At 73.2% G+C, this 22,876-nt stretch carries 23 protein-coding genes; 15 read left to right on the forward strand and 8 right to left on the reverse strand.

The annotated features are described in order from the left end of the window. The first annotated feature begins 51 nt into the window (after positions 1 to 51). The 3 genes from ACIGXX_RS07360 to ACIGXX_RS07370 all read left to right on the forward strand — a co-directional run bounded on the left by ACIGXX_RS07360 (position 52) and on the right by ACIGXX_RS07370 (position 1,702). Positions 52 to 336: a hypothetical protein gene (locus ACIGXX_RS07360; protein ID WP_399973533.1), complete on the forward strand. Its 285-nt coding sequence runs from the start codon at positions 52 to 54 to the stop codon at positions 334 to 336. Then, positions 337 to 564, forward strand: a complete 228-nt coding sequence (locus tag ACIGXX_RS07365) for a hypothetical protein (protein ID WP_399973536.1) — start codon at positions 337 to 339, stop codon at positions 562 to 564. A 94-nt stretch (positions 565 to 658) separates the two neighbouring features. Next, positions 659 to 1,702, forward strand: a complete 1,044-nt coding sequence (locus ACIGXX_RS07370; RefSeq protein WP_399973539.1) for a tellurite resistance/C4-dicarboxylate transporter family protein — start codon at positions 659 to 661, stop codon at positions 1,700 to 1,702. On the opposite strand, the gene ACIGXX_RS07375 is transcribed toward ACIGXX_RS07370, so the two are convergent. Continuing rightward, a complete protein-coding gene (locus tag ACIGXX_RS07375) occupies positions 1,686 to 2,627 on the reverse strand; it encodes a LysR family transcriptional regulator (protein WP_399973542.1) in 942 nt (313 codons plus the stop codon). The two genes, ACIGXX_RS07370 and ACIGXX_RS07375, sit on opposite strands and share 17 nt — an antisense overlap. A 144-nt stretch (positions 2,628 to 2,771) precedes the next feature. Here ACIGXX_RS07375 and ACIGXX_RS07380 point away from each other — a divergent pair, with 144 nt between their 5' ends. The 10 genes from ACIGXX_RS07380 (at position 2,772) to ACIGXX_RS07425 (ending at position 13,289) form a co-directional block, all read left to right on the forward strand. Then, a complete protein-coding gene (locus ACIGXX_RS07380; RefSeq protein ID WP_351159115.1) occupies positions 2,772 to 4,250 on the forward strand; it encodes an MFS transporter in 1,479 nt (492 codons plus the stop codon). A gap of 32 nt (positions 4,251 to 4,282) precedes the next feature. Next, positions 4,283 to 4,807, forward strand: coding sequence for a pyridoxamine 5'-phosphate oxidase family protein (locus ACIGXX_RS07385; RefSeq protein WP_351159117.1), 525 nt, complete (start codon positions 4,283 to 4,285; stop codon positions 4,805 to 4,807). A gap of 64 nt (positions 4,808 to 4,871) precedes the next feature. Further along, positions 4,872 to 5,705, forward strand: coding sequence for a M55 family metallopeptidase (locus tag ACIGXX_RS07390; RefSeq protein WP_351159119.1), 834 nt, complete (start codon positions 4,872 to 4,874; stop codon positions 5,703 to 5,705). Next, positions 5,698 to 7,050 carry a M20/M25/M40 family metallo-hydrolase gene (locus ACIGXX_RS07395; protein WP_361461878.1) on the forward strand — a complete coding sequence of 451 codons (1,353 nt, stop codon included), beginning with the start codon at positions 5,698 to 5,700 and terminating at the stop codon, positions 7,048 to 7,050. The genes ACIGXX_RS07390 and ACIGXX_RS07395 overlap by 8 nt, the downstream gene beginning before the upstream one ends. 36 nt (positions 7,051 to 7,086) lie before the next feature. Further along, on the forward strand, positions 7,087 to 9,072 hold the full coding sequence (locus tag ACIGXX_RS07400; protein ID WP_399974355.1) for an LpqB family beta-propeller domain-containing protein: 1,986 nt from the start codon (positions 7,087 to 7,089) through the stop codon (positions 9,070 to 9,072). Then, complete coding sequence (locus ACIGXX_RS07405; protein ID WP_399973548.1) at positions 9,069 to 9,995, forward strand: LD-carboxypeptidase; 927 nt, start codon at positions 9,069 to 9,071, stop codon at positions 9,993 to 9,995. The genes ACIGXX_RS07400 and ACIGXX_RS07405 overlap by 4 nt, the downstream gene beginning before the upstream one ends. Positions 9,996 to 10,123: 128 nt before the next feature. Next, positions 10,124 to 10,372, forward strand: a complete 249-nt coding sequence (locus tag ACIGXX_RS07410) for a LapA family protein (protein WP_351159129.1) — start codon at positions 10,124 to 10,126, stop codon at positions 10,370 to 10,372. Continuing rightward, positions 10,369 to 10,683 carry a hypothetical protein gene (locus ACIGXX_RS07415; protein ID WP_351159132.1) on the forward strand — a complete coding sequence of 105 codons (315 nt, stop codon included), beginning with the start codon at positions 10,369 to 10,371 and terminating at the stop codon, positions 10,681 to 10,683. The genes ACIGXX_RS07410 and ACIGXX_RS07415 overlap by 4 nt, the downstream gene beginning before the upstream one ends. 17 nt (positions 10,684 to 10,700) lie before the next feature. Further along, positions 10,701 to 11,240: a GNAT family protein gene (locus ACIGXX_RS07420; protein WP_361461871.1), complete on the forward strand. Its 540-nt coding sequence runs from the start codon at positions 10,701 to 10,703 to the stop codon at positions 11,238 to 11,240. 69 nt (positions 11,241 to 11,309) lie between these two features. After that, positions 11,310 to 13,289 (forward strand): DUF5107 domain-containing protein, encoded by a 1,980-nt coding sequence (locus ACIGXX_RS07425; RefSeq protein ID WP_399973553.1) that lies wholly within the window; start codon positions 11,310 to 11,312, stop codon positions 13,287 to 13,289. 54 nt (positions 13,290 to 13,343) lie between these two features. On the opposite strand, the gene ACIGXX_RS07430 is transcribed toward ACIGXX_RS07425, so the two are convergent. The 6 genes from ACIGXX_RS07430 to ACIGXX_RS07455 all read right to left on the reverse strand — a co-directional run bounded on the left by ACIGXX_RS07430 (position 13,344) and on the right by ACIGXX_RS07455 (position 19,039). After that, positions 13,344 to 14,639: an amidohydrolase family protein gene (locus tag ACIGXX_RS07430; protein WP_351159141.1), complete on the reverse strand. Its 1,296-nt coding sequence runs from the start codon at positions 14,637 to 14,639 to the stop codon at positions 13,344 to 13,346. 65 nt (positions 14,640 to 14,704) lie between these two features. Next, the gene (locus ACIGXX_RS07435; protein WP_399973557.1) at positions 14,705 to 16,003 is read right to left on the reverse strand and encodes an amidohydrolase family protein; all 1,299 of its coding nucleotides are present in this window, start codon (positions 16,001 to 16,003) and stop codon (positions 14,705 to 14,707) included. Between the two features lie 173 nt (positions 16,004 to 16,176). Then, complete coding sequence (locus ACIGXX_RS07440; RefSeq protein WP_399973560.1) at positions 16,177 to 16,911, reverse strand: GntR family transcriptional regulator; 735 nt, start codon at positions 16,909 to 16,911, stop codon at positions 16,177 to 16,179. A gap of 62 nt (positions 16,912 to 16,973) precedes the next feature. Continuing rightward, positions 16,974 to 17,327: a VOC family protein gene (locus ACIGXX_RS07445; protein WP_351159150.1), complete on the reverse strand. Its 354-nt coding sequence runs from the start codon at positions 17,325 to 17,327 to the stop codon at positions 16,974 to 16,976. Positions 17,328 to 17,337: 10 nt separating this feature from the next. Continuing rightward, positions 17,338 to 17,910 carry a hypothetical protein gene (locus tag ACIGXX_RS07450; protein WP_399973564.1) on the reverse strand — a complete coding sequence of 191 codons (573 nt, stop codon included), beginning with the start codon at positions 17,908 to 17,910 and terminating at the stop codon, positions 17,338 to 17,340. 28 nt (positions 17,911 to 17,938) lie between these two features. Then, positions 17,939 to 19,039, reverse strand: a complete 1,101-nt coding sequence (locus tag ACIGXX_RS07455; protein ID WP_361461862.1) for an enolase C-terminal domain-like protein — start codon at positions 19,037 to 19,039, stop codon at positions 17,939 to 17,941. A gap of 316 nt (positions 19,040 to 19,355) precedes the next feature. Between ACIGXX_RS07455 and ACIGXX_RS07460 the strand changes: the two genes are divergently transcribed. Further along, positions 19,356 to 21,203 (forward strand): transketolase, encoded by a 1,848-nt coding sequence (locus ACIGXX_RS07460; RefSeq protein WP_351159159.1) that lies wholly within the window; start codon positions 19,356 to 19,358, stop codon positions 21,201 to 21,203. Positions 21,204 to 21,209: 6 nt separating this feature from the next. On the opposite strand, the gene ACIGXX_RS07465 is transcribed toward ACIGXX_RS07460, so the two are convergent. Further along, the gene (locus tag ACIGXX_RS07465) at positions 21,210 to 21,743 is read right to left on the reverse strand and encodes a hypothetical protein (protein WP_399973568.1); all 534 of its coding nucleotides are present in this window, start codon (positions 21,741 to 21,743) and stop codon (positions 21,210 to 21,212) included. A 119-nt stretch (positions 21,744 to 21,862) separates the two neighbouring features. Between ACIGXX_RS07465 and ligD the strand changes: the two genes are divergently transcribed. After that, positions 21,863 to 22,831: a non-homologous end-joining DNA ligase gene (gene ligD / locus ACIGXX_RS07470; protein WP_399973571.1), complete on the forward strand. Its 969-nt coding sequence runs from the start codon at positions 21,863 to 21,865 to the stop codon at positions 22,829 to 22,831. Positions 22,832 to 22,876: the final 45 nt, after the last annotated feature.

Raw genomic sequence — 22,876 nt, forward strand, 5'->3', positions numbered from 1 at the left:
GTGATCGGCAAGCGTTTGCAGGTTCGCGTCAACCGTCCATAGGTTGACCCGATGGGTCTCTTCGACAAACTGACCGGCACCAGGCACCCCGACAGCGGTGTCGCACCGCGCACCGCCGATGAGGTCCGGGCCGCGCTGCTCGCCGTCAACGGGCCGGACGTGCCCTACCGCGTGCGCAACGGCACCCCGGCGGAGAGCGCCGACCTGGTGGCGGAGTGGCGGATCATGGAGCCGGCCTGGCACACGTTCTTCGTCCGGAGCCAGCTGGACAGGACCCTCAAGACCCGGATGCGCCTGGTGCCGGACAGCCACGAAGTGCGCACCGTGGACGAGTAGTTGGAGGTCACGTGGGTCGGTGACACGCCCAGGATCGCCGTGTCGGGCGAGTACGCGCGCGGTCAGGTGACCATGAAGACCCGGACCTGGACGTACGAGCGAGGGGCCGACGGCAAGCGGCACCGGACAGAGACGTTCCGTTTCGACCCCGCGGACATGAAGGACCCGCTGCGGGACGCGGTCCTGGGCGCCGGGTGGGTGTGGCGGGGAGTGGTCTTCAAGCTGTGAGCGGGCGCGGGGGCGCTCCGGCCACCGACATGCCGCGGGCGCCGGGCCGTGTCAGGATCACGGGCAGGGGCTCGTACGCCGATGGAGTCGCGCCATGCCGAGTGATGCGGCCAGCCCCCGCAGCCCCCGCAGCCCCGAAAGGCCCCGCAGCCCCCGCTGGACGGACTGGGCCGACGGTCTGCCGCCCGCCACGGGAGCCGTGGTCATGGCCACCGCCGTCCTCTCCGTCGGACTGCACCTGCTCGGCGTGGAGTGGGCGTCGCTGGCACTGCTCGTCGTCGCCCTGGTCGTCTGGCTGTTCCTCGCCGCCGTCTTCGCCCGGCACCTGCTGACCGAACGGGACCGCTGGCGCCACGAGATCGACACCCCGCCCGCCCTGACCGCCGTCGCCGCGACGGCGGTCCTCGGCACCCGTCTCTCGCTCCTCGGCCACCAGCCCGTGTCGGTGGCGCTGCTCTGTCTCAGCGTGCTGCTCTGGCCGTTGCTGATGTCCCACGTCATCCGCCACTGGCAGAGCAGGCTGCCGGGCGCCGCCTACCTGGTGTGCGTGGCCACGCAGGCGATCGTCGTCCTCGCCGCCACCGTGGCCACCGCCGACCGGCTGACGTGGCTGATGTGGCCCGCCCTGGTCCTCTTCGTCATCGGCCTCGTCCTGTACGCCGTGGTGCTGCGCCGCTTCGACTTCGGCCAACTCGTCACCGGCCGGGGCGACCACTGGATCATCGCCGGTGCCATGGCCATCTCCGCCCTCGCCGGATCGAAGTTGGTCGCCGCCTCGGCGCCGCACGGTCCGCTGCACTGGGCCACCTCGGCGCACGACGCCCTGCGCGTCGCCACCCTGGTGGCCCTGGGCCTCGCCTTCGCCTGGTACGCGGTGCTCGTGGTCTGCGAACTGATGCGGCCCCGCCCGCACTACGACGTACGCCGCTGGGCCACCGTCTTCCCCCTCGGCATGACCGCCGTCGCCGCGCTCTCCACCTCCACGGCCGCGGCCGTGCCGTGGCTCTGGACCTGCGGGAAGGTGCTGCTGTGGCCCGCACTCGCCGTCTGGACCGTGGTCGCGGTCGGCGCGCTGCGTGCGGCGGCGCGCGAACGCTCCGGGTCCCCGGCCCCCGCCGGGCTCAGCCCGCCGCGCTGACGGCCTGCGGCACCACGCTGCGGGGATCTCCCTGCGCCACGTCACGGGCCGCATCGCGGGCGGTGCGCGCGAAGGCCGCGACCGCGCCCGTGCCGTGGCCGGCCCGCCACACCAGGCCGTAGCCGACCGGCTCGGCGTCGGCGAAGGGGACGTACGCGACACCGGGACGGGTGAAGTAGGTCCCGGTGTGCGCGGGGGCGATGAACGCGCCCCTGCCGCCCGCGACCAGCATCAGCGCCTCCTGCATGTTGGTCACGCCAGGACCGCGGCCGATCGCCCTGCCGGTCGGGGTGCGCGAGGGGACGTGGTGCTCCAGCACGTAGTCCGGCACCTCGCCGTCGATCGTCAGGAGCGGCACGTCGGCCAGGTCCTCCAGCGACACCGAGTCCCGCGCGGCCAGCGGATGCGCCGAGGCGATCGCCAGGACGCGCTCCTCCGCGAGCAGCGCGGGACCGCCGCCCAGGTCCTCCTCGCGCACCGGGAACTCGGTGAGCTGCACGTCGAACTCGCCCTTGCGCAGCTGCCCGTACGGATCGCCCAGCGGCACCTCGCAGATCTCCACCGCGAGCCCCGGGTGGCTCACCCGCAGTGCCTCCGTCGCCCGCATCACGATCTCCCCGGCCAGCGGATTGGCGAAGCCGACGTGCAGCACGCTGTCGATGCCGCGCGCGGTGGCCGCGGCCCGCTCGACGGCGGCGTCGATCGCCCGGTGGTGCGGTTCCAGGTCGGCGCGGAGCTGGCGGCCGAGCGCGGTGAGGGCGACGCGGCGGCTCGTGCGGATGAACAGCGGTGCGCCGACCCGGCGTTCGGTGCGCTGGATCAGCTGGCTCACCCGGGCGCGGGACAGGCGCATGCGCTCGGCCGTCCGGCCGAAGTGCAGCTCTTCGGCCAGGAGCAGGAAGCACTCCAGTTCATCGCGTTCCATCGACGTCCCCCCAGGCAGCTCGGATCGGTAAGCCTGGTTGAACGAACGTTGCGATCTTCGCCGTTGTTCCGTCCGTGTGCCCCGATCGATGGTGGGTGGGCCGGGAAATCCCCCGCACCATCCATGAATTGGCGGAGAGCCGACATGAGTACGCAGAGAGAACCATCAGCGAAGGCGCCGAGCGCCTCCCCGGTCACCTTCGAGCGGCGCGAGTGGGGTGTCCTGCTCGTCCTGTGCGGCGCGATCTTCCTCGAAGGCATCGACGTGGCCATGCTCAACGTGGCCATGCCCTCCATCCGCGCCGACCTGGGCCTGTCCACCGGCTCCCTCCAGTGGGTCATGAGCGCCTACGTCCTGGGGTACGGCGGCTTCATGCTGCTCGGCGGCCGTGCGGCCGACCTCTTCGGGCGCCGCCAGATGTTCGTCTTCTGGCTCTCCGTCTTCCTGGTCTTCTCCGGCCTCGGCGGCTTCGCCACCGAGGGCTGGACACTGATCGTCGCCCGCTTCGTCACCGGCGTCGCCGCCGCCTTCATGACGCCCGCCGGACTCTCCATCATCACCACCGGCTTCGCGGAGGGCCCGCGCCGCAACAAGGCGCTGCTCTTCTACTCCGGCACCGCCGCGGGCGGCTTCTCCATCGGCCTGGTCGTGGGCGGTCTGCTCACCGCGGTCGGCTGGCGCTGGGTCTTCTTCGTGCCCGTGGTGCTCTCCGCCCTGATCCTGGCCGCCGCGCTCGCCTTCGTCCCGAAGTCCGCGCGCCCCGACCGCACCGGGCAGGGCGTCGACCTGGCGGGCGCCCTCACCGTCACCGCCGCGATCGTGCTGCTCGTCCTGGGCGTGGAGCGCGCCTCCCACGCGAGCGCCGCCGCCACGATCGGCACCCTCGGCGCGGGCCTGGCCCTGCTCGCCCTCTTCGTCGCCGTGGAGCGCCGCTCGGCATCCCCGCTCGTCCGCCTGGGGATCTTCCGCAGCGGCGCCCTGGTCCGCGCCAACCTCTCGGGGCTCTTCTTCGCGGGCGGCTTCTTCGGATTCCAGTTCCTGGTCGTCCTCTACCTCCAGGAGCTGCGCGACTGGTCCACGCTCCAGACCAGCCTCGCGATGATCGTCGTCGGTGCCGACGCGGTGCTCTCGCCGACCCTCACCCCCAAGCTGGTCGATCGGTTCGGCAACGCCCGGGTGATCTTCGGCGGTCTGCTGCTCGCCGCGCTCTCCTACGCCCTGTTCCTGCCGGTCGGCGCCGACTGGACGTACCTGGCGATGTTCCCCAGCTTGATCGTCCTCAGCCTCGGCTTCGCCCTCACCTACGGACCGCTCACCATCGTGGCCACCGAGGGCGTCAAGGAGGAGGAGCAGGGCCTGGCCGGCGGACTGCTCTACACCGCCTTCCAGTTCGGCGCCGCCCTCGGCCTCTCCGCGGTCACCGCGGTCAACGTCCGGGCCACCACGTCCGGTTCACCTTCCGCGCTCCTCGACGGCTACCGCGCGGCCCTGTGGGTCCCGCTCGCCGCGGCCCTGCTCGCCGCGCTGATCAGCGCCTTCGGGCTCCGCTCACGGCCGGGCACGGTGACGGCGTCCGGCGCACCGGTGGACGACCGCACCCCCGAGATCCCCGCCGCGCACTGAACCGGCACCCCACTCACCAAGGAGCACCCGCCATGCCCACCACCAAAGTCAGCGACTTCTCCGAGCTGCGGGACACGTTCTTCTCGTACGTACGCGACATCAAGTACGCCACGATGATCACCGTCGACCGCGCGAACCGCCCCCGGGCCCGTGTCCTGCTCCCCGTCTGGGAGATCGTCGACGGCCGCCCGCTCGGCTGGCTCGCCGCGTACAAGACCCCCGTCAAGACGGCCCACCTCGCCGACAACCCGCACACCACCTACTCCTACTGGAACCCCCGGCAGAACACCGTCCACGTCGACGCCCTCTCCGCCTGGGCCGACGACGAGGCGTCCAGACGCCACGCCTGGGACCTCTACACCAGGGGCGGCCCGCCCGGCGTGGGCTACGACCCCGTCCACTACTGGCGCGGCGGCCCGGAGGATCCCGAGTACCACGTGATCCGCATCGAGCCCTGGCGGATCCAGCTGGTCCGCGGATCGGATCTGCGCAGCACCCTCTGGCAGCCGGCCGCGATCACGGCCGCGATCACAGCCGGGGGGCCGCCGGGAAAGTGAGGCACGCGACGCGGTCGCCGACGGACCTGGCCCAGAAGTTGACGACCGCGTAGCGTGAGGCGGCATGAAGATCCTGATCAGCGCCGACATGGAGGGCGCCACGGGCGTGACCTGGCCGGCCGACGTGCTGCCCGGTACGCCGCAGTGGGAGCGGTGCCGCTCGATGTTCACATCGGACGTCAACGCGGCCGTGCTCGGCTTCCTCGACGGGGGCGCCGACGAGGTGCTCATCAACGAGGCGCACTGGACCATGCGCAACCTGCTCCTGGAGAAGCTCGACGAGCGGGCCCAGATGCTCACCGGGCGCCACAAGTCCCTCTCCATGGTCGAGGGCGTCCAGCACGACGACGTGGACGGCATCGCGTTCATCGGCTACCACGCGGGCGCCGGCATGGAGGGTGTGCTCGCGCACACCTACCTCGCCAACTCGATCACCGGGGTCTGGGTCAACGGCGTCCGGGCCAGCGAGGGGCTGCTCAACTCCCATGTCGTGGCCGAGTACGGAGTGCCCGTCGTCCTCGTCACCGGCGACGACCTGGCCTGCGAGGACGCGCTCGGCTACGCGCCCGGCGCGCTGAAGGTCGCCGTGAAGGACCACGTGTCGCGGTACGCGGCGGTCTGCCGCACCCCGCGGCGCACCGCCTCCGACATCCGGGCCGCGGCGAAGGAGGCGGCGGCGCTCGCCGTGCGGCACGAACCGGTCCAGGGCGGGCCGTTCACCGTGGAGCTCGAATTCGACGCCGAGCACCTGTCCATGGCGTCCACCGTCGTGCCAGGGGTGCGCCGCACCGGCGAACGCAAGATCGCTTACACCAGCGAGACCATGTACGAGGGCATTCGAACCTTCAAGGCGGTCACGACGATCGCCTCGGCGGCTGTGGAGGAGCAATATGGCTGAGGATCAGCCGGGCCATCAGGCCACCGGACACGTCGACGGGCAAGCGCTCGACGAGGTCGTCCGGTTCACCTCGGAGCTCATCCGCATCGACACCACGAACCGGGGCGGCGGCGACTGCCGCGAGCGCCCCGCCGCCGAGTACGCGGCCGAGCGCCTGGCCGGCGCCGGGCTCCAGCCCACGCTCCTGGAGCGCACACCGGGGCGGACGAACGTCGTCGCGCGGATCGAGGGCACGGACCCCTCCGCCGACGCGCTGCTCGTCCACGGCCACCTGGACGTCGTGCCCGCCGAGGCCGCCGACTGGAGCGTGGACCCGTTCTCCGGAGAGGTCCGCGACGGCGTCGTCTGGGGCCGTGGCGCCATCGACATGAAGAACATGGACGCGATGATCCTCTCCGTGGTGCGCGGCTGGGCGCGCGCGGGGGTGCGGCCCCGGCGGGACATCGTGATCGCGTTCACCGCCGACGAGGAGGCGAGCGCCGAGGACGGCTCCGGGTTCCTCGCCGACCAGCACGCGTCCCTCTTCGAGGGGTGCACGGAGGGCATCAGCGAGTCCGGCGCCTTCACCTTCCACGACGGGCGCGGCAATCAGCTCTACGCCATCGCCGCGGGGGAGCGCGGCACCGGCTGGCTCAAGCTGACCGCGCGCGGCAAGGCGGGCCACGGCTCCAAGGTGAATCACGCCAACGCCGTGAGCAATCTCGCCGCCGCGATCTCGCGCATCGGGGAGCACCGGTGGCCGGTGCGGATCACTCCGACGGTCCGCGCCGCCCTGACCGAACTGGCCGCGCTGTACGGGGAACAGGCCGACCTGGATGTGCCCGGCTTCGACGTGGACACGCTCCTGGAGAAGCTCGGCCCGGCCGCCGACCTGGTCGCGCCGACGGTGCGCAACAGCGCCAACCCGACGATGCTTCAGGCGGGTTACAAGGTGAACGTCATCCCGGGGGAGGCCGTCGCCTACGTGGACGGCCGCTTTCTGCCCGGTGGAGAGGAAGAGTTCGCCGCCACCCTTGACCGGCTCACCGGAGGGGACGTCGACTGGGAGTTCCACCACCGCGAGGTGGCGCTCCAGGCGCCGGTCCACTCGTCCACGTACGCGAAGATGCGGGCGGCCGTCGAGGAGTTCGCGCCCGAGGGGCATGTCGTGCCGTACTGCATGTCCGGCGGCACGGACGCCAAGCAGTTCTCACGGCTCGGCATCACCGGCTACGGCTTCTCGCCGCTGAAGACACCGGAGGGCTTCGACTACCAAGCGCTCTTCCACGGAGTCGACGAGCGCGTCCCGGTCGACGCACTGCACTTCGGCGTCCGTGTCCTCGACCGCTATCTGAGAACGGCCTAGGGAACACAACCGATCATGGGGGAAGAGAAGGACATGATGGAGACCCAGGCTTACGGATCATGGCCGTCGCCCATCGACGCGGCGCTCGCCGCCGCCCACGACGGCTCACCGGCCCACGTGGGTTTCGTCGGGGACGAGGCGTGGTGGACCGAGCCGAGGCCCGCCGAGGGCGGCAGGCGGGCCCTGGTGCGGCGGCGTCCGGGGGGCGCTGAGGAGTCCGTGCTGCCCGAGCCGTGGAACGTGCGCAGCCGGGTCCTGGAGTACGGCGGGCATTCCTGGGCCGGGGCCGAGGGACCGGACGGGCCGCTGGTGGTGTTCGCCAACTTCTCGGACCAGCGCCTGTACGCGTACGAGCCCGACACCCCCGGAGCCGCGCCGCGCCCGCTGACCCCGCTCTCCGACATCGGCGGCGGCCTGCGCTACGTCGACCCGTGCGTGCACCTGGACCGGGGCGAGGTGTGGTGCGTCCTGGAGGAGTTCACCGGTCAGGCGCCCACCGACGTGCGGCGGGTCGCCGTGGCCGTGCCGCTGGACGGCTCGGCGGCCGGCGACCGTGCGGCGGTGCGTGAACTCTCCGACGACCGGCACCGGTTCATCACCGCGCCCCGGCTCTCGCCGGACGGCGCCCGCGTGGCGTGGATCGTCTGGGACCACCCCCGGATGCCGTGGGACGGCACGGAACTCCTGGTCGCCGAGGTCCGCGCGGACGGCACGTTCGGTGCGCCGCGGGTGCTCGCGGGCGGCCCGGAAGAATCCATTCCGCAGGTGGAGTGGGCGCCCGACGGGCGGCTCCTGTACGCGAGCGACCGGACCGGATGGTGGAACCTCTACCGCGCGGACCCGGCGGACGGCGGGACCGGAACAGCCATCTGTCCCCGCCAGGAGGAGTTCGCGGGCCCGCTGTGGCAGGTCGGCTCCGGCTGGTTCGCGCCCCTGGACAGCGGCCTGGTCGCCGTCGTGCACGGCAAGGGCGCCACCGCGCTCGGCGTGCTCGACCCGGAGACCGGCGAGGTCGTCGACGCGGCAGGACCCTGGACGGAGTGGTCGGCGACCGTCGCGGTCAACGGCACCCGCGCCGTCGGCGTCGCGGCCAGCCCGCGCAGCGCGTACGAGGTCGTGGAGCTGGACACGAGCACCGGACGCGCCCGCGTGATCGGCGCCGCGCACGACGACCCGGTGGACACCGCGTACTACCCCGAGCCGCGCATCCGCACCTTCAGCGGCCCGGCTGGCCGCGAGATCCACGCGCACGTCTACCCTCCGCACCACCCGGCCCGCGTCGCCCCCGACGACGAACTCCCGCCGTACGTGGTGTGGGTGCACGGCGGCCCCACCGGCCGCTCCCCGCTCGTCCTCGACCTGGAGATCGCCTACTTCACCTCGCGCGGCATCGGCGTCGCCGAGGTCAACTACGGCGGCTCGACCGGCTACGGCCGCGCGTACCGCAACCGCCTGCGCGAGCAGTGGGGCATCGTCGACGTGGAGGACTGCGCGGCCGTCGCGCTCGCCCTGGCCGACGAGGGCACCGCCGACCGCGCCCGCCTCGCGATCCGCGGCGGCAGCGCGGGCGGCTGGACCACGGCCGCCTCGCTGACCACGACGGACGTGTACGCCTGCGGCACGATCATCTATCCGATCCTCGACCTCACGGAGTGGGCCGCCGGAGGGACCCACGACTTCGAGTCGCGGTACCTGGACTCGATGATCGGGCCCTTCGACGAGGTGCCGACGCGGTACGTGGAGCGCTCGCCCGCGGAGCACGTCGACCGGGTCAGCGTGCCCTTCCTGCTGCTCCAGGGGCTCGACGACGTGATCTGCCCGCCCGAGCAGGCCGAGCGGTTCGTCTCCGAGCTGGAGGGGCGCGGCGTGCCGTACGCCTACATCGCCTTCGAGGGAGAGGGGCACGGATTCCGCCGCGCGGACACGCTGATCCGCGCCCTGGAGGCCGAACTCGCCCTGTACGCCCAGGTGTTCCGGCTCAACCTGTCCGGCGGCGCGCCCACCCTGGAGCTCGCCAAGTGAATCCCCTGATACGTCCCGCGCGGCTGGCCCCCGGCGCGCGGGTCGCCGTCGTGGCGCCCAGCGGTCCTGTGCCGCCGGAGCAGCTCGACGCGGGGCTCGACATCCTGCGCGGCTGGGACCTGGACCCGGTCGTCGCACCCCATGTCCTGGACCGGCACCGGGAGTTCGACTACCTCGCGGGAGCGGACGCGGACCGGGCGCGCGACCTGGAGCGTGCGTGGTGCGACCCTTCCGTGGCCGCCGTGTTCTGCGCGCGCGGCGGGTACGGAGCCGCGCGCATGGTGGATCTTCTGGACTGGTCGGCGATGCGCGCGGCCGGGCCCAAGGTGTTCGTCGGCTACAGCGACATCACCACGCTGCACGAGGCGTTCGCCGCCCGCCTTGGGCTCGCCACCCTGCACGGGCCGATGGCGGCCGTCGTCGGCTTCCTGAAGAACGCGCGGGCCCAGGAGCACCTGCGCGCGACGCTCTTCGAGCCGGAGGCGGTGCGGGTGATCGCCTCGGAGGGGGCATCCGCGCTGGTTCCGGGCAGGGCCCGGGGCGTCACCTTCGGCGGGTGCGTGAGTCTCCTGGCGGCGGAGCTCGGGACACCGGGAGCGAGGGCGTCCGCGCGGGGCGGGCTGCTGTGCGTCGAGGACATCGGCGAGGAGGCCTACCGCCTGGACCGCATCCTCACGCAGCTGTCGCGGTCGGGATGGCTGGACGGCGTCGCCGGGATCGCCCTCGGGTCGTGGGTGGACTGCGACCCGCCCGCCATGGTGCGAGCTCTCCTCCTCGAGCGGCTCGGCGGCCTCGGGGTGCCCATCGTCGAGGAGTTCGGGTTCGGACACTGCGAGGGGGCCTTGACGATTCCCTTCGGGGCGGCGGCCGAACTGGACGCGGATGCCGGGACGCTGACGCTGGACGTGCCCGCGCTGGCGTGAGCCCGGGACTCACCCGTACGGCCCACACCCCCACTCCGGAGGGGCATCCACCGCGCGCAAACCCGCCCAGCTGCCCATGCTGGTCACCGGGGGGAGGCCGGTCGAAGCTCCGACGGAAGGTCCTACGTATGAGTCCCAACACCTCCTCGGGTGGCTCCAGGAGCGGCTCGGGCGGCGGCGGTGGCGTCATGACGCCCGGCAGGATCGCCGTCTTCGTGGTCGCCGTCCTCACCCTGGTCTTCATCTTCGAGAACACCCACCACACCAAGATCAGGCTGCTGATCCCCGAGGTGACCATGCCGCTGTGGGTGGCGCTGCTGTGCACCGCCCTGATCGGCGCGCTGTGCGGGGCCTACTTCATGCGGCGGCGCAAGTGAGGGCCCGGCTGCGGCGCGCGGGCGTCGTCGCGGGTGTCGCCGTCGCGTCCTGCGCCCTGACCGTCACGGCCGCGGCGGCGGCCGGGCCCCCGATGCCGGACTTCCGGGGAAAGGGCCTGATCCGGGTCTTCTCCGGCCTCGACCACCGCACCCGCGTGGACGTGAACGACGTGAGCGGCCACCGCCGGAACGTGCTGTGGCCGCCCAGCTGGAAGGTGTGCACGCAGTCCCCGGCCCCGGGCAGGCAGCTGAACGGTCAGCCGGTCACCATCGGCGTCGTGAAGAAGGCGGAGCGCTGCCCCGCCCGGTGAGCGGATAGCGTGGCGAGATGTCCGACAGCGCCGTTCATCTCGCCGAGGGACCCCGCGCGGCCCTGCGTCCCTTCACCTACGCCGACGGTCCCGAGTTCACCGCACGCGCGCGGGAGAGCCGGGAGCTGCACCGCCCCTGGCTGTTCCCGCCCGCCACGGACGAGGCGTACGCCGCGTACGCGGGCTCGCTCATCGAGGACCGGGCCAAGGCCGGGTTCCTGGTCTGCGAGCGCGCGGCCGGGGGCGCCATCGCCGGGTTCATCAACATCAACAACATCGTCGCGGGCGCCTTCCGGTGCGGGGCGCTGGGGTACGGGGCCTTCGCGCACGCGGCGGGCCGGGGCCTGATGAGCGAGGGGCTCGGACTCCTCACGCGGTACGCCTTCGACGTACTGGAGCTGCACCGCCTGGAGATCAACGTCCAGCCCGGCAACACCGCGTCGATCGCGCTCGCCCGCCGCGCCGGGTTCCGGCACGAGGGCTACTCGCCCGACTTCCTCTTCGTCGACGGGGCCTGGCGCGACCACGAACGGTGGGCGCTGACTGCCCCGGAATAGGCGTGCCGCGCGCCTTTGCGCAATCCTGACGTGGATAGCCCCTGGTCGCGGCGGCGCCGACCGTGTTCCATGGTGATCGTGACGACCACCGTGCGACGTGACGTACTGACGCTGCCCGCCGCCCCGTTGGGCCCCGAGAACCCGCTGCCACCGCTGCGGCCGCTCCGTGAAGTGCACACGCTGGACGAGCGCGGCAGACAGGGCCTGCCGCGCGACATGGCGCGCCAGCTCGGGTACGAGCCGCTGCGCGGCGTCCTGCCGACGCGGGTGCTCGACGGGTACGGACGCGAGCGGACCGACACGACGCTGGACACCCTGGTCATCGAGAACGACCGGCTCCGCGCCACCGTCCTGCCGGGGTTCGGCGGTCGCGTCCACTCCCTCTTCCACAAGCCCACCGGCCGTGAACTCCTCTACCGCAACCCGGTGTTGCAGCCCGCCGCCTTCGCCCTGAACGGCGCCTGGTTCTCCGGCGGCATCGAGTGGAACATCGGCGCCACCGGCCATACGACCCTGTCCTGCGCGCCGCTGCACGCCGCGCGGGTGACGGCGCCCGACGGCGGCGAGATGCTGCGGCTCTGGGAGTGGGAGCGGCTGCGGGACGTGCCGTTCCAGGTGGACCTGTGGCTGCCCGCAGGGTCCGACTTCCTCCATGTCGGCGTGCGGATCCGCAATCCGCACGAGAAGGCCGTGCCGGTCTACTGGTGGTCCAACATCGCGGTGCCGCAGGAGCGCAGGGTCATCGCGCCGGCCGACGAGGCCTGGCACTTCGGGTACGCGGGCGGCCTGCGCCGGGTGCCGGTGCCGGAGGCCGACGGCGTGGACCGCACCTACCCGCCCCGCAGCGAGTACGCCGCGGACTACTTCTACGACGTGCCGGACCGGGAGCGCCGCTGGATAGCCGCCCTCGACGACGACGGGCACGGCCTCGTCCAGACGTCGACCGACCTGCTGCGCGGCCGCAAGCTCTTCGTGTGGGGCTCGGGCACGGGCGGGCGGCGCTGGCAGGAGTGGCTGACCGAGCCGGGCACCGGCGGGTACGCGGAGATCCAGGCGGGCCTCGCGCGGACCCAACTGGAGCACGTACGGCTGGACGCCGAGGCCGAGTTCAGCTGGCTGGAGTCGTACGGCCCGCTGTCGGCGGACCCCGCCCTGGTGCACGGCCCCGACTGGCGGGCCGCGCGCGAGGAGACCCGGGCGCGGCTCGCGGACGCGCTGCCCCGCGGTGCGGTGGAGGAGGCGTACGACGCGTGGCGGCCGTGCGCGGACACCGAGCCGGGCGAGGTGCTCGCCACCGGGTCCGGGTGGGGCGCGCTCGAAGTCCTGCGCGCGCACTACAAGGTGCCGGGCACGCCGTTCGCCGAGTCCACGCTGGGCCCCGAACAGGAGCCGTGGCTGGAGCTGTTGCACTCCGGCGCCGTCCCCGAGCCGCGCCGGGTGGCGCCGCCGGGGCCGACCCTGGTCGCCCCGCACTGGCGGGACATGCTGGAGACGGCGCCCGCGCGGCCGGTCGCCGAGTACCACCTGGGCGTGGCCCAGTGGCACGCGGGCGACCGCGCGCAGGCGGTGCGCAGCTGGGAGCGCGGCCTCCAACTCGCCCCATCGCGCTGGCCGTTGCTGCGGTGCCTGGCGGTCGCCGACCAGGATTCGGGCCACATCGAGCGCGCCGCCGACCGGTACGCGGAAGCCTTCGACGACCTGTGCCAGGAGCGCCGCGACGACGGCGTCCTGTGGACCGCCGCGAGTGCCGCCCTCGGCAGGGAGGCGATCGGCGTGCTGCTCGCTGCCGGCCGTCCCGCGGTGGCGCGCGGCGTGTGGGACCGCCTGCAGGAGTCCACGCGGGCGGAGGGCCGCTTCCGCCTCGTCGAGATCCAACTGCTCGTCGCCGAGGGCAAGAAGGCGGCGGCGCGGGCGATATTCGACGAGGGCTTCGAGGTCGCCGACCTGCGCGAGGGCGCCGAGGTGCTCGGCGAGCTGTGGCACGCGGTGACCGACGAAAAGCTGCCCGCCCGGTACGACTACCGGATGCGGGCGGCTTCGGAGGAGTGAGGGTCCCGGGGAGCCTGGAGGGGGCGAGGGCAGTCGCCCCCTCCAGGGGGCCGGTTACGCCAACTCGCCGTTCCTGGCCACGACGCGGCCGCCGTGTACCACCATGTCCCGCTGCGGCATGTCCACCAGGACCTGCGGCAGGCACTCGCCGCGTACGAGGATGAAGTCGGCGGGTGCGCCGGGCTTCAGGTCCGCGTGGTCAAGGCCCAGCACGTCGGCGCCGCCGTGCGCGCCCACGTCGTAGCAGTCGGTCAGTTCGTCGTCGAGGCGGACGTCGGTGACCCAGCCCAGGATGTGCGCGCGGTGCAGCATGTCGGCGTTGCCGAACGGGCTCCACGCGTCGCGCACCCCGTCCGAGCCGAGCCCGACCCGCACCCCGTGCTCGCGCAGCTTCGCGATCGGCAGGACCAGCGACTCGTTCGGCGCGACCGTCGTCAGGGAGATGTCCTGCTCGCCCAAGTCGGCCGCCATCCTGCCCAGTTCGGTGTCGGACAGGTTCGGCAGGCAGAAGACGTGGCTGACCGTGACCTTGCCGCGCAGGGACAGTGCGCGGGTGCGGTCGATGATGGCCCGCAGGACCTTCGTACCCTTCTCGTCGCGGTCGTGCAGGTGGATGTCCACGCCGACCCCGTGCCGGTCCGCGAGGCCGAAGACCAGGTCCAGTTGCTCGTCCATCGCGTGGTCGAAGCTGATCGGGTCGATGCCGCCGATCAGGTCGATGGCGCCGGAGCGGGCCGCCTCCTCCAGGAGCTCCGCCGTGCCGGGGGTCCGGATCACGCCGTGCTGCGGGAAGGCCACGATCTGCACGTCGAGGGCGTGCCGCAGCCGCTCGCGGGCCGTGTTCACGCCCTCGACGCCCGCCAGGTCGTAGGCGGGCGCCACGTCCACATGGGCGCGCATCGCGCGCGTGCCGCGGGTCACGGCGTGCGCCATCAGGCCGTACGCGCGCTCGCCGACCGGCCGGTCCTGGCTCTTGAACAGCTCCACGTCCTGGGCGCAGTAGTCGGCGATGCCGCTCGCCGGCTTCCGCGTCACCCAGGAGCCGCCCCACGTCGTCTTGTCCGGGTGGATGTGGGCGTCCACGAGCGAGGGCAGGGCGACCCGGCCACCGCCGTCGATCACCTTGGCGCCCCTGGGTGCCTTGCCGTCCGTGATGCGGCCGTCGACCACCGTGAGGTCCACGGGCTTCTTCGCCCCGAAGGGCCGGACGTCGCGGAACACCACGGCCTCGGGGCGGTGGCCGCCGCCACGGGACGACGCGGTGGCCGGGGAGCCGGCCGACACGGCGGCTCCGGTACCGGCGAACGCTGCGGCGGCGCCGAGCACGCCGCGACGGGAGAGAGGCGTCACAGAGGTCTCCTTCGGGGATTCCGGGGATTCCGCGGATGTCGGGGATTCCGGGGCTGAGGTGGGGTTCAGAGCGCGATGCCCGAACGGACCACGCGTACGGGCTTCTTGAGGACCGTCACGTCGGACAGCGGGTCGCCGTCCACGATGAGCACGTCACCGGCGAAGCCGCGCGCGAGGCGGCCCGCCGTCCGGTCGAGGCCGAGCAGCTTCGCGGCGCCGGTGGTGGCCGTGCGGATCGCGTCGAGCGCGGAGAGCCCCGCCGCCCGCATCAGCTCCACCTCGCGGCCGATCGGCTTGATCTTGCCGCCGGAGGAGTCCGTGCCCGCCGCGAGCGGCACGCCCATCTCGTGCGCGGCGAGCACGGCCCGCTTCAGGACCGGCAGGTACTGACGGCCGCGCTCGGCGAGCACCGGGTCCGACGACTCGGCGAGACCGGCGATCGCGGTGAGCGTCGGCGTGAAGTACGTGCCCCTGCGCCGCATCTCGTGCAGCGTGCGCTCGCCGACGAACGCGCCGTGCTCCAGCGAGCGGATGCCCGCCATGACGGCGTCGTGGCAGCCCTTCTCGCTGTAGCTGTGGCAGAGCACGCCCTTGCCGCCGCGCCGGGCCGCCGCGACCACGGCGGAGAGCTGCTCGCGGTCGTACACCTGGGCCAGCGGGTCCTGCTCGGGAAGCCCCGCCCGCTCGTTGACCCGGGTCTTGATGACGTCGGCGCCACGGGCGAGGTTGACCTCGACGACGCGGCGCAGCGCCTCGGGCGACCGCACGCCGTCACGCAGCCTGGCCAGCGGGGTCAGATCCGGGTCGGCCAGGATCGTGTCGCCCAGGTCGGGCGTGACGAAGACTCCGGCGGCACGCAGCCGGGGCGCCTGCTTCGGGGCCTGGCGGGCCAGCTCCCGTACGGCGATGTCCTGGTAGAAGTTGGTCGAGCCGCTGCGGGCGCTGGTCGCGCCGAGCAGCACCGCGTCGCGCGCCTCGGCCGCCGTGTTGAGGTGGATGTGCGCCTCGACGAGGCCCGGCAGGACCCAGCGCCCGTGCGCGTCGAGCACCTCGGCCCCTTCGGGCACCTCGGTCCGCCCGCGCCTGCCCGCCGAGCGCACGACGCCGTCCACGATGACGACCACCGCGTCCTCGGTCACCTCGCCGGTCGCGGGGTCCAGGAGGGTGCCGCCCTCGATGACCAGATCACCGCCGGTCTGCCGGCCCTCGCGGGCGCCTTCGAGGGCGGCTTCGCGTGCGGTGGCGCTCGCCTCGGGAGCGGAGGCGGACAGCACCGCCGTGGTTCCGGCGAGTGCCGCCGCGCCCGCGAGGACGCCACGCCGGGTGAGCCGGGAGGAGGGCGGAGGGATGGACTCGACGCACATGGGGCTGCTCCAGGGCGGGATACGGAGGGGTCGCGTCCGCAGTTTGTATACCAACCTGGAATGGCCCGCAAGGAGGGGTGCGGGAATGGGCTGTTATGTGCAGGGTGATGAACAGAGCTGTGGCAGTCATGGAGGCTATTGGTATACAGAGTCCGTCGGCAGGGCTTTCGCCCTCAGACGTCGCTCTCTGCGGCGGCGCTCCCGCCCCCGCTCTCCTCGAAGAGCGACCGCAGCGCCACCACCTGGCTGTCCCGCACGTGCAGCAGCGTGCTCGCCGCCGCGGTCTCCTCGTCGCCCGCCGCGATCTGGCGGTAGATGAGGTCGTGCTGGGCCCGCATGTGGTCCGGCTCGGCGCGCATGCCGAACAGGAGCTGGAGCTGCCAGCTCAGCTGCTCCATCGTGCGGGCCAGCAGCGGATTGCCGGAGAGGGTCACGATGCCCTCGTGGAACGCCGTGTGCGCGGCGACCTCGCGCGGCCCGTCGTCCACGTCGGACGCCTGCTCGGCCTGGCCGAGCGTGGCCCGCAGCGCGGCGAGACCCGGCGGCTCGTCCGGCGCGCTCGCCGCCACCCGGCGCGCGGAGAGCCGGGATGCCTGGACCGCGAGCGGCTCCCACACCTCGTACAGATGGCGTACGTCGGCACGCTCCAGGCGGCGCACCCGCACCCCGCTGTGCGGCAGGAGTTCGAGCAGGCCCTCGGCGACCAGCGCGCGCATCGCCTCGCGCACGGGGACCCGCGACATCCGCAGCTCCTCGGCGACCTCGCGCTCCACCAGGCGCGCGCCCAGCGGATAGCGGCGGTCCACGATGCGCTGCCGGACCGCCTCGCGCGCCTGGGCGCTCAGCGACACCCGCTCCGTGCCGCCCGCCGTGCCGCCCGCCGATCCGTCCGCCGTACTGCCCGCCACGTGCACCGTCCTCCGATCACCCTGCCTGCCGTGGAGGATACGGGGCGCCCCTGCCGGGGCGGTCAGGTCGCGACGCGCCGGTCCACGTACTCGAAGACCGAGCCGTCCGGGTGCATCGCGATGAGGTTGCGGCCCGCCGGGGTCGCGACGGGACCGGCGACGACATGGGCGCCGGACGCGTTCAGGACGGCGTACGCCTCGTCGACGTTCTCCACCGCGATCGTCGCGGAGACCTTGCGGAGGATCTCCAGCTCCCGCTCGGGACCGCTCATCAGCAGGAAGCAGCCGACCGCGGCGACCGACACGCCCGCACGCTCGAAGCGCTGCGCGGGGCCGCCCGCGAGGCGTTCGTAGAAGGCGACCGAGGACTCCAGGTCCTCGACGCAGATACGCAGCGTGGTTCCCAGGATCTCCATACGGGCGAGCCTAGTTGGCCCGGCCCGGACGTGAGATCGTTTCCGGCGACTTCCGGGGGTTCCACCCCGTGGCGGCCACCACATCGGCCGCGATGTCCCCGATCCGCCGCCCGTCCGTCGCCACGCGATGGGTGCCGTCGGCCGCTTGCTCCTCCAGGCGGCGGGCCATGTACGCGCTGCGGCGCAGCTGCTGTTGGAGCTCCGAGCCCAGCTCGCGGCGCGTGAGACGCTCCTCGACGGTGGCGTCCGACGCCGTGAGCAAGACGCGGACGATGCGCGGGCCGCGCAGCGCGCCGGCGAACAGCCGCTCCTGGCTGCCCAGGACGCTCGCCGTGTTCGTGTAGACGACGCGGTGGCAGCCCAGGTCCGTGTAGTTCGCCCAGAGCGCCGCGAGGTTGCGCTCGGTGATCCGGGAGCGGTCGGGATCGCCGTCCGGTGCCGGGTGGACCGCGTCCAGGGTGTCGCCCTCGATGTACGCGTGTCCCACGTCCGCCGCCCGCAGCAGCGCCGCGACCTCCCACCCCACCGAGGACTTGCCGGCCCCGGAACGGCCCCCGATGAGCAGTGCCTCCGTCTTCCGCATGAGGCGAGCGTGGCAGGGCGGCGGGCCCTTATGCGACCCGATATTCCTCGACTTCCTCCGTGCGCCGCAGCTCCAGGCCGTGGCCGACGCCGCCGTCGGGGCGCACGAAGCCGCCCGTCGGGTCGAGGGCGCCGTCGAAGAACATCGACTCGATCCGCACGTGGTCGTGGAACCACTCGATGTGCCGCAGATTCGGTACGCACGCGGCGACCGCCGCATGCGCGTGCGGGGCGCAGCGTGCCGAGACCTCGATGCCGTGCGCCTGCGCCAGGGCCGCCGCGCGCAGCCACTCGGTCAGTCCGCCGCAGCGCGTCGCGTCCAGCTGCAGGCAGTCCACGGAGGGCACCATCCGCGCGAAGTAGGAGAGGTCGTAGCCGTACGCCCCGGCCGTCACGTCGCAGACCAGCGCGTCCCGCACCAGCGCGAGCCCCCGCAGGTCGTCCGACGGCACCGGTTCCTCGAACCAGCCGACGCCGTGCTCGGCGAGCACCCGGCCCACCCGGATCGCCTGCTTGCGGGTGTAGGCGCCGCTCGCGTCGACGTACAACTCGGCCTGCGAGCCGATGACATCACGCGCCGTGCGCACCCGCAGCACGTCCCGGGCCGCCGCGCGCCCCCACGCCTCGCCGACCTTGATCTTGACGCGGGGTATGCCCTGGCCGTGCACCCAGCCGTTCAACTGGGCCGCCAGATGCGTGTCGTGGTACGTCGTGAAGCCCCCGCTGCCGTAGACGGGGACCTCGTCGCGGGCCGCGCCGAGGAGGCGGACGAGCGGCATCTCCAGGAGGCGTGCCTTCAGGTCCCACAGGGCGATGTCGATCGCCGAGACGGCGCACGAAGCGGCGCCGGGGCGGCCGGTGTTGCGGACGGCCTTCGTCATCGCCGCGTGCGCCGCGGGGATGTCGAGCGCGTCGAGGCCCGTGACGGCAGGGGCGAGCTGCTCGGCGATCAGGGCGACGGTGGAGGCGGGGGCGTAGGTCCAGCCCGTGCCCGTCGCGTCGCCCGCGGTCACCTCGACGATCACGATGGTCGTGCTCTCCCAGGCGAAGGTGCCGTCCGCCTCCGGGGCGTCCGCGGGCACCAGGTAGGCGGACATGGCGGGGCTTTCGATGGGCACTGCGTCCTTCATCGGGACCGTCCTGGATCACGTGCGGGGGTGGGGGCCGCGGGGAGGCGCGGTATCGGCTCGCGCCCCGGCACCTGCGGCGGCGCCTCGTACGGGTAACCCGAAGCCCGCCGGGCAAACGGCGCACGGGCACGTCCGGGCCCCGGGTCCGGCGGAGTTTGGCGGCGGGCCGCCTGGGCAACCGACAGGTCCCGCGTGCCCGTGCCGCCGGGAGGTCGCGCGCGCCAGGAACCGGCGGCCGACGCGACCCGCGGACCGACGGCCGATGCGACCGGCGGACCGCCGGAACGGAAAGCCCCCCACTCAAGGAGGACCCGCCATGACCACCAGTGAACTCGCCCCGCTCGCACGGCAGTTGCGGGTCGACTCCGTCCGGGCCGCGGACGCCGCGGGATCGGGCCACCCCACCTCGTCGATGTCCGCCGCCGACCTGATGGCGGTGCTCCTGGGACGTCATCTGCACTACGACTTCGACCGGCCAGACCATCCGGGCAACGACCGCTTCATCCTCTCCAAGGGCCACGCTTCGCCCCTTCTGTACGCGGCGTACAAGGCGGCGGGCGTGGTCACCGACAGCGAGCTCCTCACCTTCCGCACCCAGGGCAGCCGCCTCGAAGGGCATCCGACACCGCGCCGCATTCCGTGGGTCGAGACCGCCACCGGCTCGCTCGGGCAGGGCCTTCCCGTCGGCGTCGGCATGGCGCTCTCGGGCAAGCGGCTCGACCGGATTCCCTACCGGGTCTGGGTGCTGTGCGGCGACAGCGAGCTCGCGGAGGGCTCGGTGTGGGAGGCCGTCGAGCACGCCGGGTACGAACACCTGGACAACCTGACGGCCATCATCGACGTCAACCGCCTCGGGCAGCGGGGCCCCACCCGTCACGCGTGGGACCTCGACGCCTACGCCCGCCGCCTGACCGCCTTCGGCTGGCACGTCGTCGAGGTCGACGGCCACGACCTGGACGACGTCGACCTCGCCTTCCAGGAGGCCCGCTCCACCACCCGGCAGCCCACGGCGATCCTCGCCCGCACCGTCAAGGGCAAGGGCGTCGCCTCCGCCGAGGACCGCGAGGGTCTGCACGGCAAGCCGCTGCCGGAGGCGGCAGCGGCCGTCGCGGAGCTGGGCGGCGTACAGGACGTGCGGGTCGAGGTGCGCAAGCCCGCCGCCGCACGGGCGCTGCACGCCACGCGCAGCGGCCATCTGGAGCTGCCGCGCCACGAGGTGGGCGACTCCGTCGCCACCCGCACCGCCTTCGGCCAGGCGCTCGCCGCGCTCGGCACCGCGCGCGGCGACATCGTGGCCCTCGACGGCGAGGTCGGCGACTCCACCCGGGCCGAGTACTTCGCCAAGGAACACCCCGACCGGTACTTCGAGTGCTACATCGCCGAGCAGCAACTCGTCGCCGCCGCCGTGGGGCTGGCGGCCCGCGGCTGGGTCCCGTACGCGTCGACGTTCGCCGCCTTCTTCACCCGCGCCCACGACTTCATCCGGATGGCGTCGATCAGCGGCGCCGGCATCAACCTGGTCGGCTCCCACGCGGGCGTCTCCATCGGCCAGGACGGCCCGTCCCAGATGGGCCTCGAAGACCTGGCGATGTTCCGCGCCGTGCACGGCTCGACGGTCCTGTATCCGTGCGACGGCAACCAGACGGGCAAGCTCGTCGCGCAGATGGCGGGCCTGGACGGCGTGCGGTACCTGCGTACGTCGCGGGGGGACACGCCCGTCATCTACGGCCCCGGGGAGGAGTTCCCCGTCGGCGGCTCCAAGGTCCTGCGCTCCTCCGACGCCGACCGGCTCACGCTGGTCGCGGCGGGCGTGACCGTCCACGAGGCGCTGACCGCGGCCGACTTCCTGGACCGCGAGGGCATCCAGGCGCGGGTCATCGACCTGTACTCGGTCAAGCCCGTCGACCGGGCCACCCTGCGCGAGGCCGCCGCCCGCACCGGATGTCTGCTCACCGTCGAGGACCACCGCCCGGAGGGCGGCATCGGCGACGCCGTCTTCGAGGCCTTCGGCGACGGAGGCCCGGTGCCGCGCCTGGTGCGGCTCGCGGTGAACACGATGCCGGGCTCGGCGACCCCTGCCGAGCAGCTGCACGCGGCGGGCATCGACGCCGAGTCCATCGCGGCGGCGGCGCGGCTGCTCGTGGAGCAGGCGGTCGTGCGGTGAGGCCGGTCAGTGCCGCGCGCGTTCCGCGGACCGCGCCCTGAACCAGGCGTTGGCCGTGGGCCGGAACATCAAGGCCGTCGCCGCGAGCACCGCGCTCAGATGCAGGACGCGGCTCGCGCCGAACAGGACGTCCACCGCCCCCAGATCCCGGAAGGCGTCCCCGAGCGGGTGGTCGGCCAGCCACCGGACGGGCTCGACCACCAGGGACAGCGTGCCGAGGACCCCGAGCCCCACGGCGAGTGTCAGGCGGGCCCAGTTCCTGCCCCGGCGCAGCTGGACGGCGACCAGGACGGCCGCCGAGAAGACGGCCATCCGCAGCAGCAGGCCGCCCGCGATCTCCCCGGCGGACGTGTCGCCGTCCGCCATCAGCCCGCCGACCATGAGCACGGTCTCGAAGAAGCCCGCCACGACCGCGGTGATCCAGAGCGCGAACGCGGCCAGGACGGGCGGGGGAGGGGCTGTCGGCTCCTCGGCAGGGCCGGGGGCTCCGGGTGCCGGGGACTTCTCTGCGTTCCGTTCGCCATGGCGCGCCTCGCTCACTGGGGTCCACCCTGAACCGTCTCCCTGAATCCTTCCGGTGCGCGCGGACCGCGGCACGCCCGCCGTCCCCCCTCTTCAGGTGTTGTCAACACCCCTACGCGACATGAAAGGAACCCCCTATGACCAGCGCACGAACCCTGCGGGCGGGCCGCCGCACCGTCCAGCTGCACCGGCCCGACAAGGTCCTCTTCCCGCCCGGCGGTGGAGGCGGCGACGGCGGTGACGGCGGCACGGAGGGGAGCGGCAAAGCGGGCTACACGAAAGGCGACCTCGCCGACTACTACCGGTCCGTCGCCCCGTTCATGCTGCCCCACCTGCGCGGCCGCCCCCTGATGCTGGAGCGGCACCCGGACGGCCTCGACGGGCCCCGCTTCATGCAGAAGGACACCCCCGACCACTACCCGGACTGGATCACCCGCGCCGAGGTGGCCAAGGAGGGCGGCACCGTCACGCACACCGTGTGCGACGACACCGCCACGCTCCTCTACCTCGCCGACCAGGCCTGTCTCACGCTGCACCGCTGGACGTCCCGCGTCGGCGGCATCGGCGGCGTCACCCATCCCGACCGGCTCGTCTTCGACCTCGACCCGGCCAAGGACGACTTCGGCCCCGTGCGCGACGCGGCGCGCCTCCTGGGCGAACTGCTCGACCACGTCGGGCTGCCGTCCGCCCTGATGACCACGGGCTCGCGCGGACTGCACGTCATCGTGCCCCTCAACGGCCGCCACGACTTCGACGACGTACGCGCCTTCGCCAAGGACGTCACCGAGACCCTCGCCCGGGCCCACCCCGAGCAGCTCACCACGGCCGCCCGCAAGAAGGACCGCGGCGACCGCCTCTACCTCGACGTGCAGCGCAACGCGTACGCGCAGACCGCCGTCGCTCCCTTCTCGGTCCGCGCGAGGCCCGGCGCCCCGGTGGCCGTGCCCGTCGCCTGGGACGCCATCGACGATCCCGCGCTGGGCGCCCGCCGCTGGACCATCGCGGACGCCGCCGAGCAGGCCCGCACCGACCCGTGGGCGGGCCTGCTGCGCTCGGGGCGCGCCCTGGGCCCGGCCCGCCGCAAGCTGCGCGCGCTGCGCGGCTGAGGTTTGGCCATGGAGCGCGGGGTCACCCGGACTCCGCGCGATGTG

It is taken from the genome of Streptomyces sp. NPDC055243, from assembly GCF_044544025.1.
Classification (GTDB): domain Bacteria; phylum Actinomycetota; class Actinomycetes; order Streptomycetales; family Streptomycetaceae; genus Streptomyces.

Excerpts from the sequence above, each read along its gene's own strand:
- ACIGXX_RS07435 (WP_399973557.1), bottom strand. The coding sequence starts at position 16,003 with ATGTGCGTCGAGTCCATCCCTCCGCCCTCCTCCCGGCTCACCCGGCGT.
- ACIGXX_RS07455 (WP_361461862.1), bottom strand. The coding sequence starts at position 19,039 with ATGAAGGACGCAGTGCCCATCGAAAGCCCCGCCATGTCCGCCTACCTG.
- ACIGXX_RS07380 (WP_351159115.1), top strand. The coding sequence starts at position 2,772 with ATGAGTACGCAGAGAGAACCATCAGCGAAGGCGCCGAGCGCCTCCCCG.
- ACIGXX_RS07385 (WP_351159117.1), top strand. The coding sequence starts at position 4,283 with ATGCCCACCACCAAAGTCAGCGACTTCTCCGAGCTGCGGGACACGTTC.
- ACIGXX_RS07375 (WP_399973542.1), bottom strand. The coding sequence starts at position 2,627 with ATGGAACGCGATGAACTGGAGTGCTTCCTGCTCCTGGCCGAAGAGCTG.
- ACIGXX_RS07390 (WP_351159119.1), top strand. The coding sequence starts at position 4,872 with ATGAAGATCCTGATCAGCGCCGACATGGAGGGCGCCACGGGCGTGACC.
- ACIGXX_RS07400 (WP_399974355.1), top strand. The coding sequence starts at position 7,087 with ATGGAGACCCAGGCTTACGGATCATGGCCGTCGCCCATCGACGCGGCG.
- ACIGXX_RS07445 (WP_351159150.1), bottom strand. The coding sequence starts at position 17,327 with ATGGAGATCCTGGGAACCACGCTGCGTATCTGCGTCGAGGACCTGGAG.
- ACIGXX_RS07410 (WP_351159129.1), top strand. The coding sequence starts at position 10,124 with ATGAGTCCCAACACCTCCTCGGGTGGCTCCAGGAGCGGCTCGGGCGGC.
- ligD (WP_399973571.1), top strand. The coding sequence starts at position 21,863 with ATGACCAGCGCACGAACCCTGCGGGCGGGCCGCCGCACCGTCCAGCTG.
- ACIGXX_RS07370 (WP_399973539.1), top strand. The coding sequence starts at position 659 with ATGCCGAGTGATGCGGCCAGCCCCCGCAGCCCCCGCAGCCCCGAAAGG.
- ACIGXX_RS07420 (WP_361461871.1), top strand. The coding sequence starts at position 10,701 with ATGTCCGACAGCGCCGTTCATCTCGCCGAGGGACCCCGCGCGGCCCTG.
- ACIGXX_RS07360 (WP_399973533.1), top strand. The coding sequence starts at position 52 with ATGGGTCTCTTCGACAAACTGACCGGCACCAGGCACCCCGACAGCGGT.
- ACIGXX_RS07450 (WP_399973564.1), bottom strand. The coding sequence starts at position 17,910 with ATGCGGAAGACGGAGGCACTGCTCATCGGGGGCCGTTCCGGGGCCGGC.
- ACIGXX_RS07460 (WP_351159159.1), top strand. The coding sequence starts at position 19,356 with ATGACCACCAGTGAACTCGCCCCGCTCGCACGGCAGTTGCGGGTCGAC.
- ACIGXX_RS07425 (WP_399973553.1), top strand. The coding sequence starts at position 11,310 with ATGGTGATCGTGACGACCACCGTGCGACGTGACGTACTGACGCTGCCC.
- ACIGXX_RS07395 (WP_361461878.1), top strand. The coding sequence starts at position 5,698 with ATGGCTGAGGATCAGCCGGGCCATCAGGCCACCGGACACGTCGACGGG.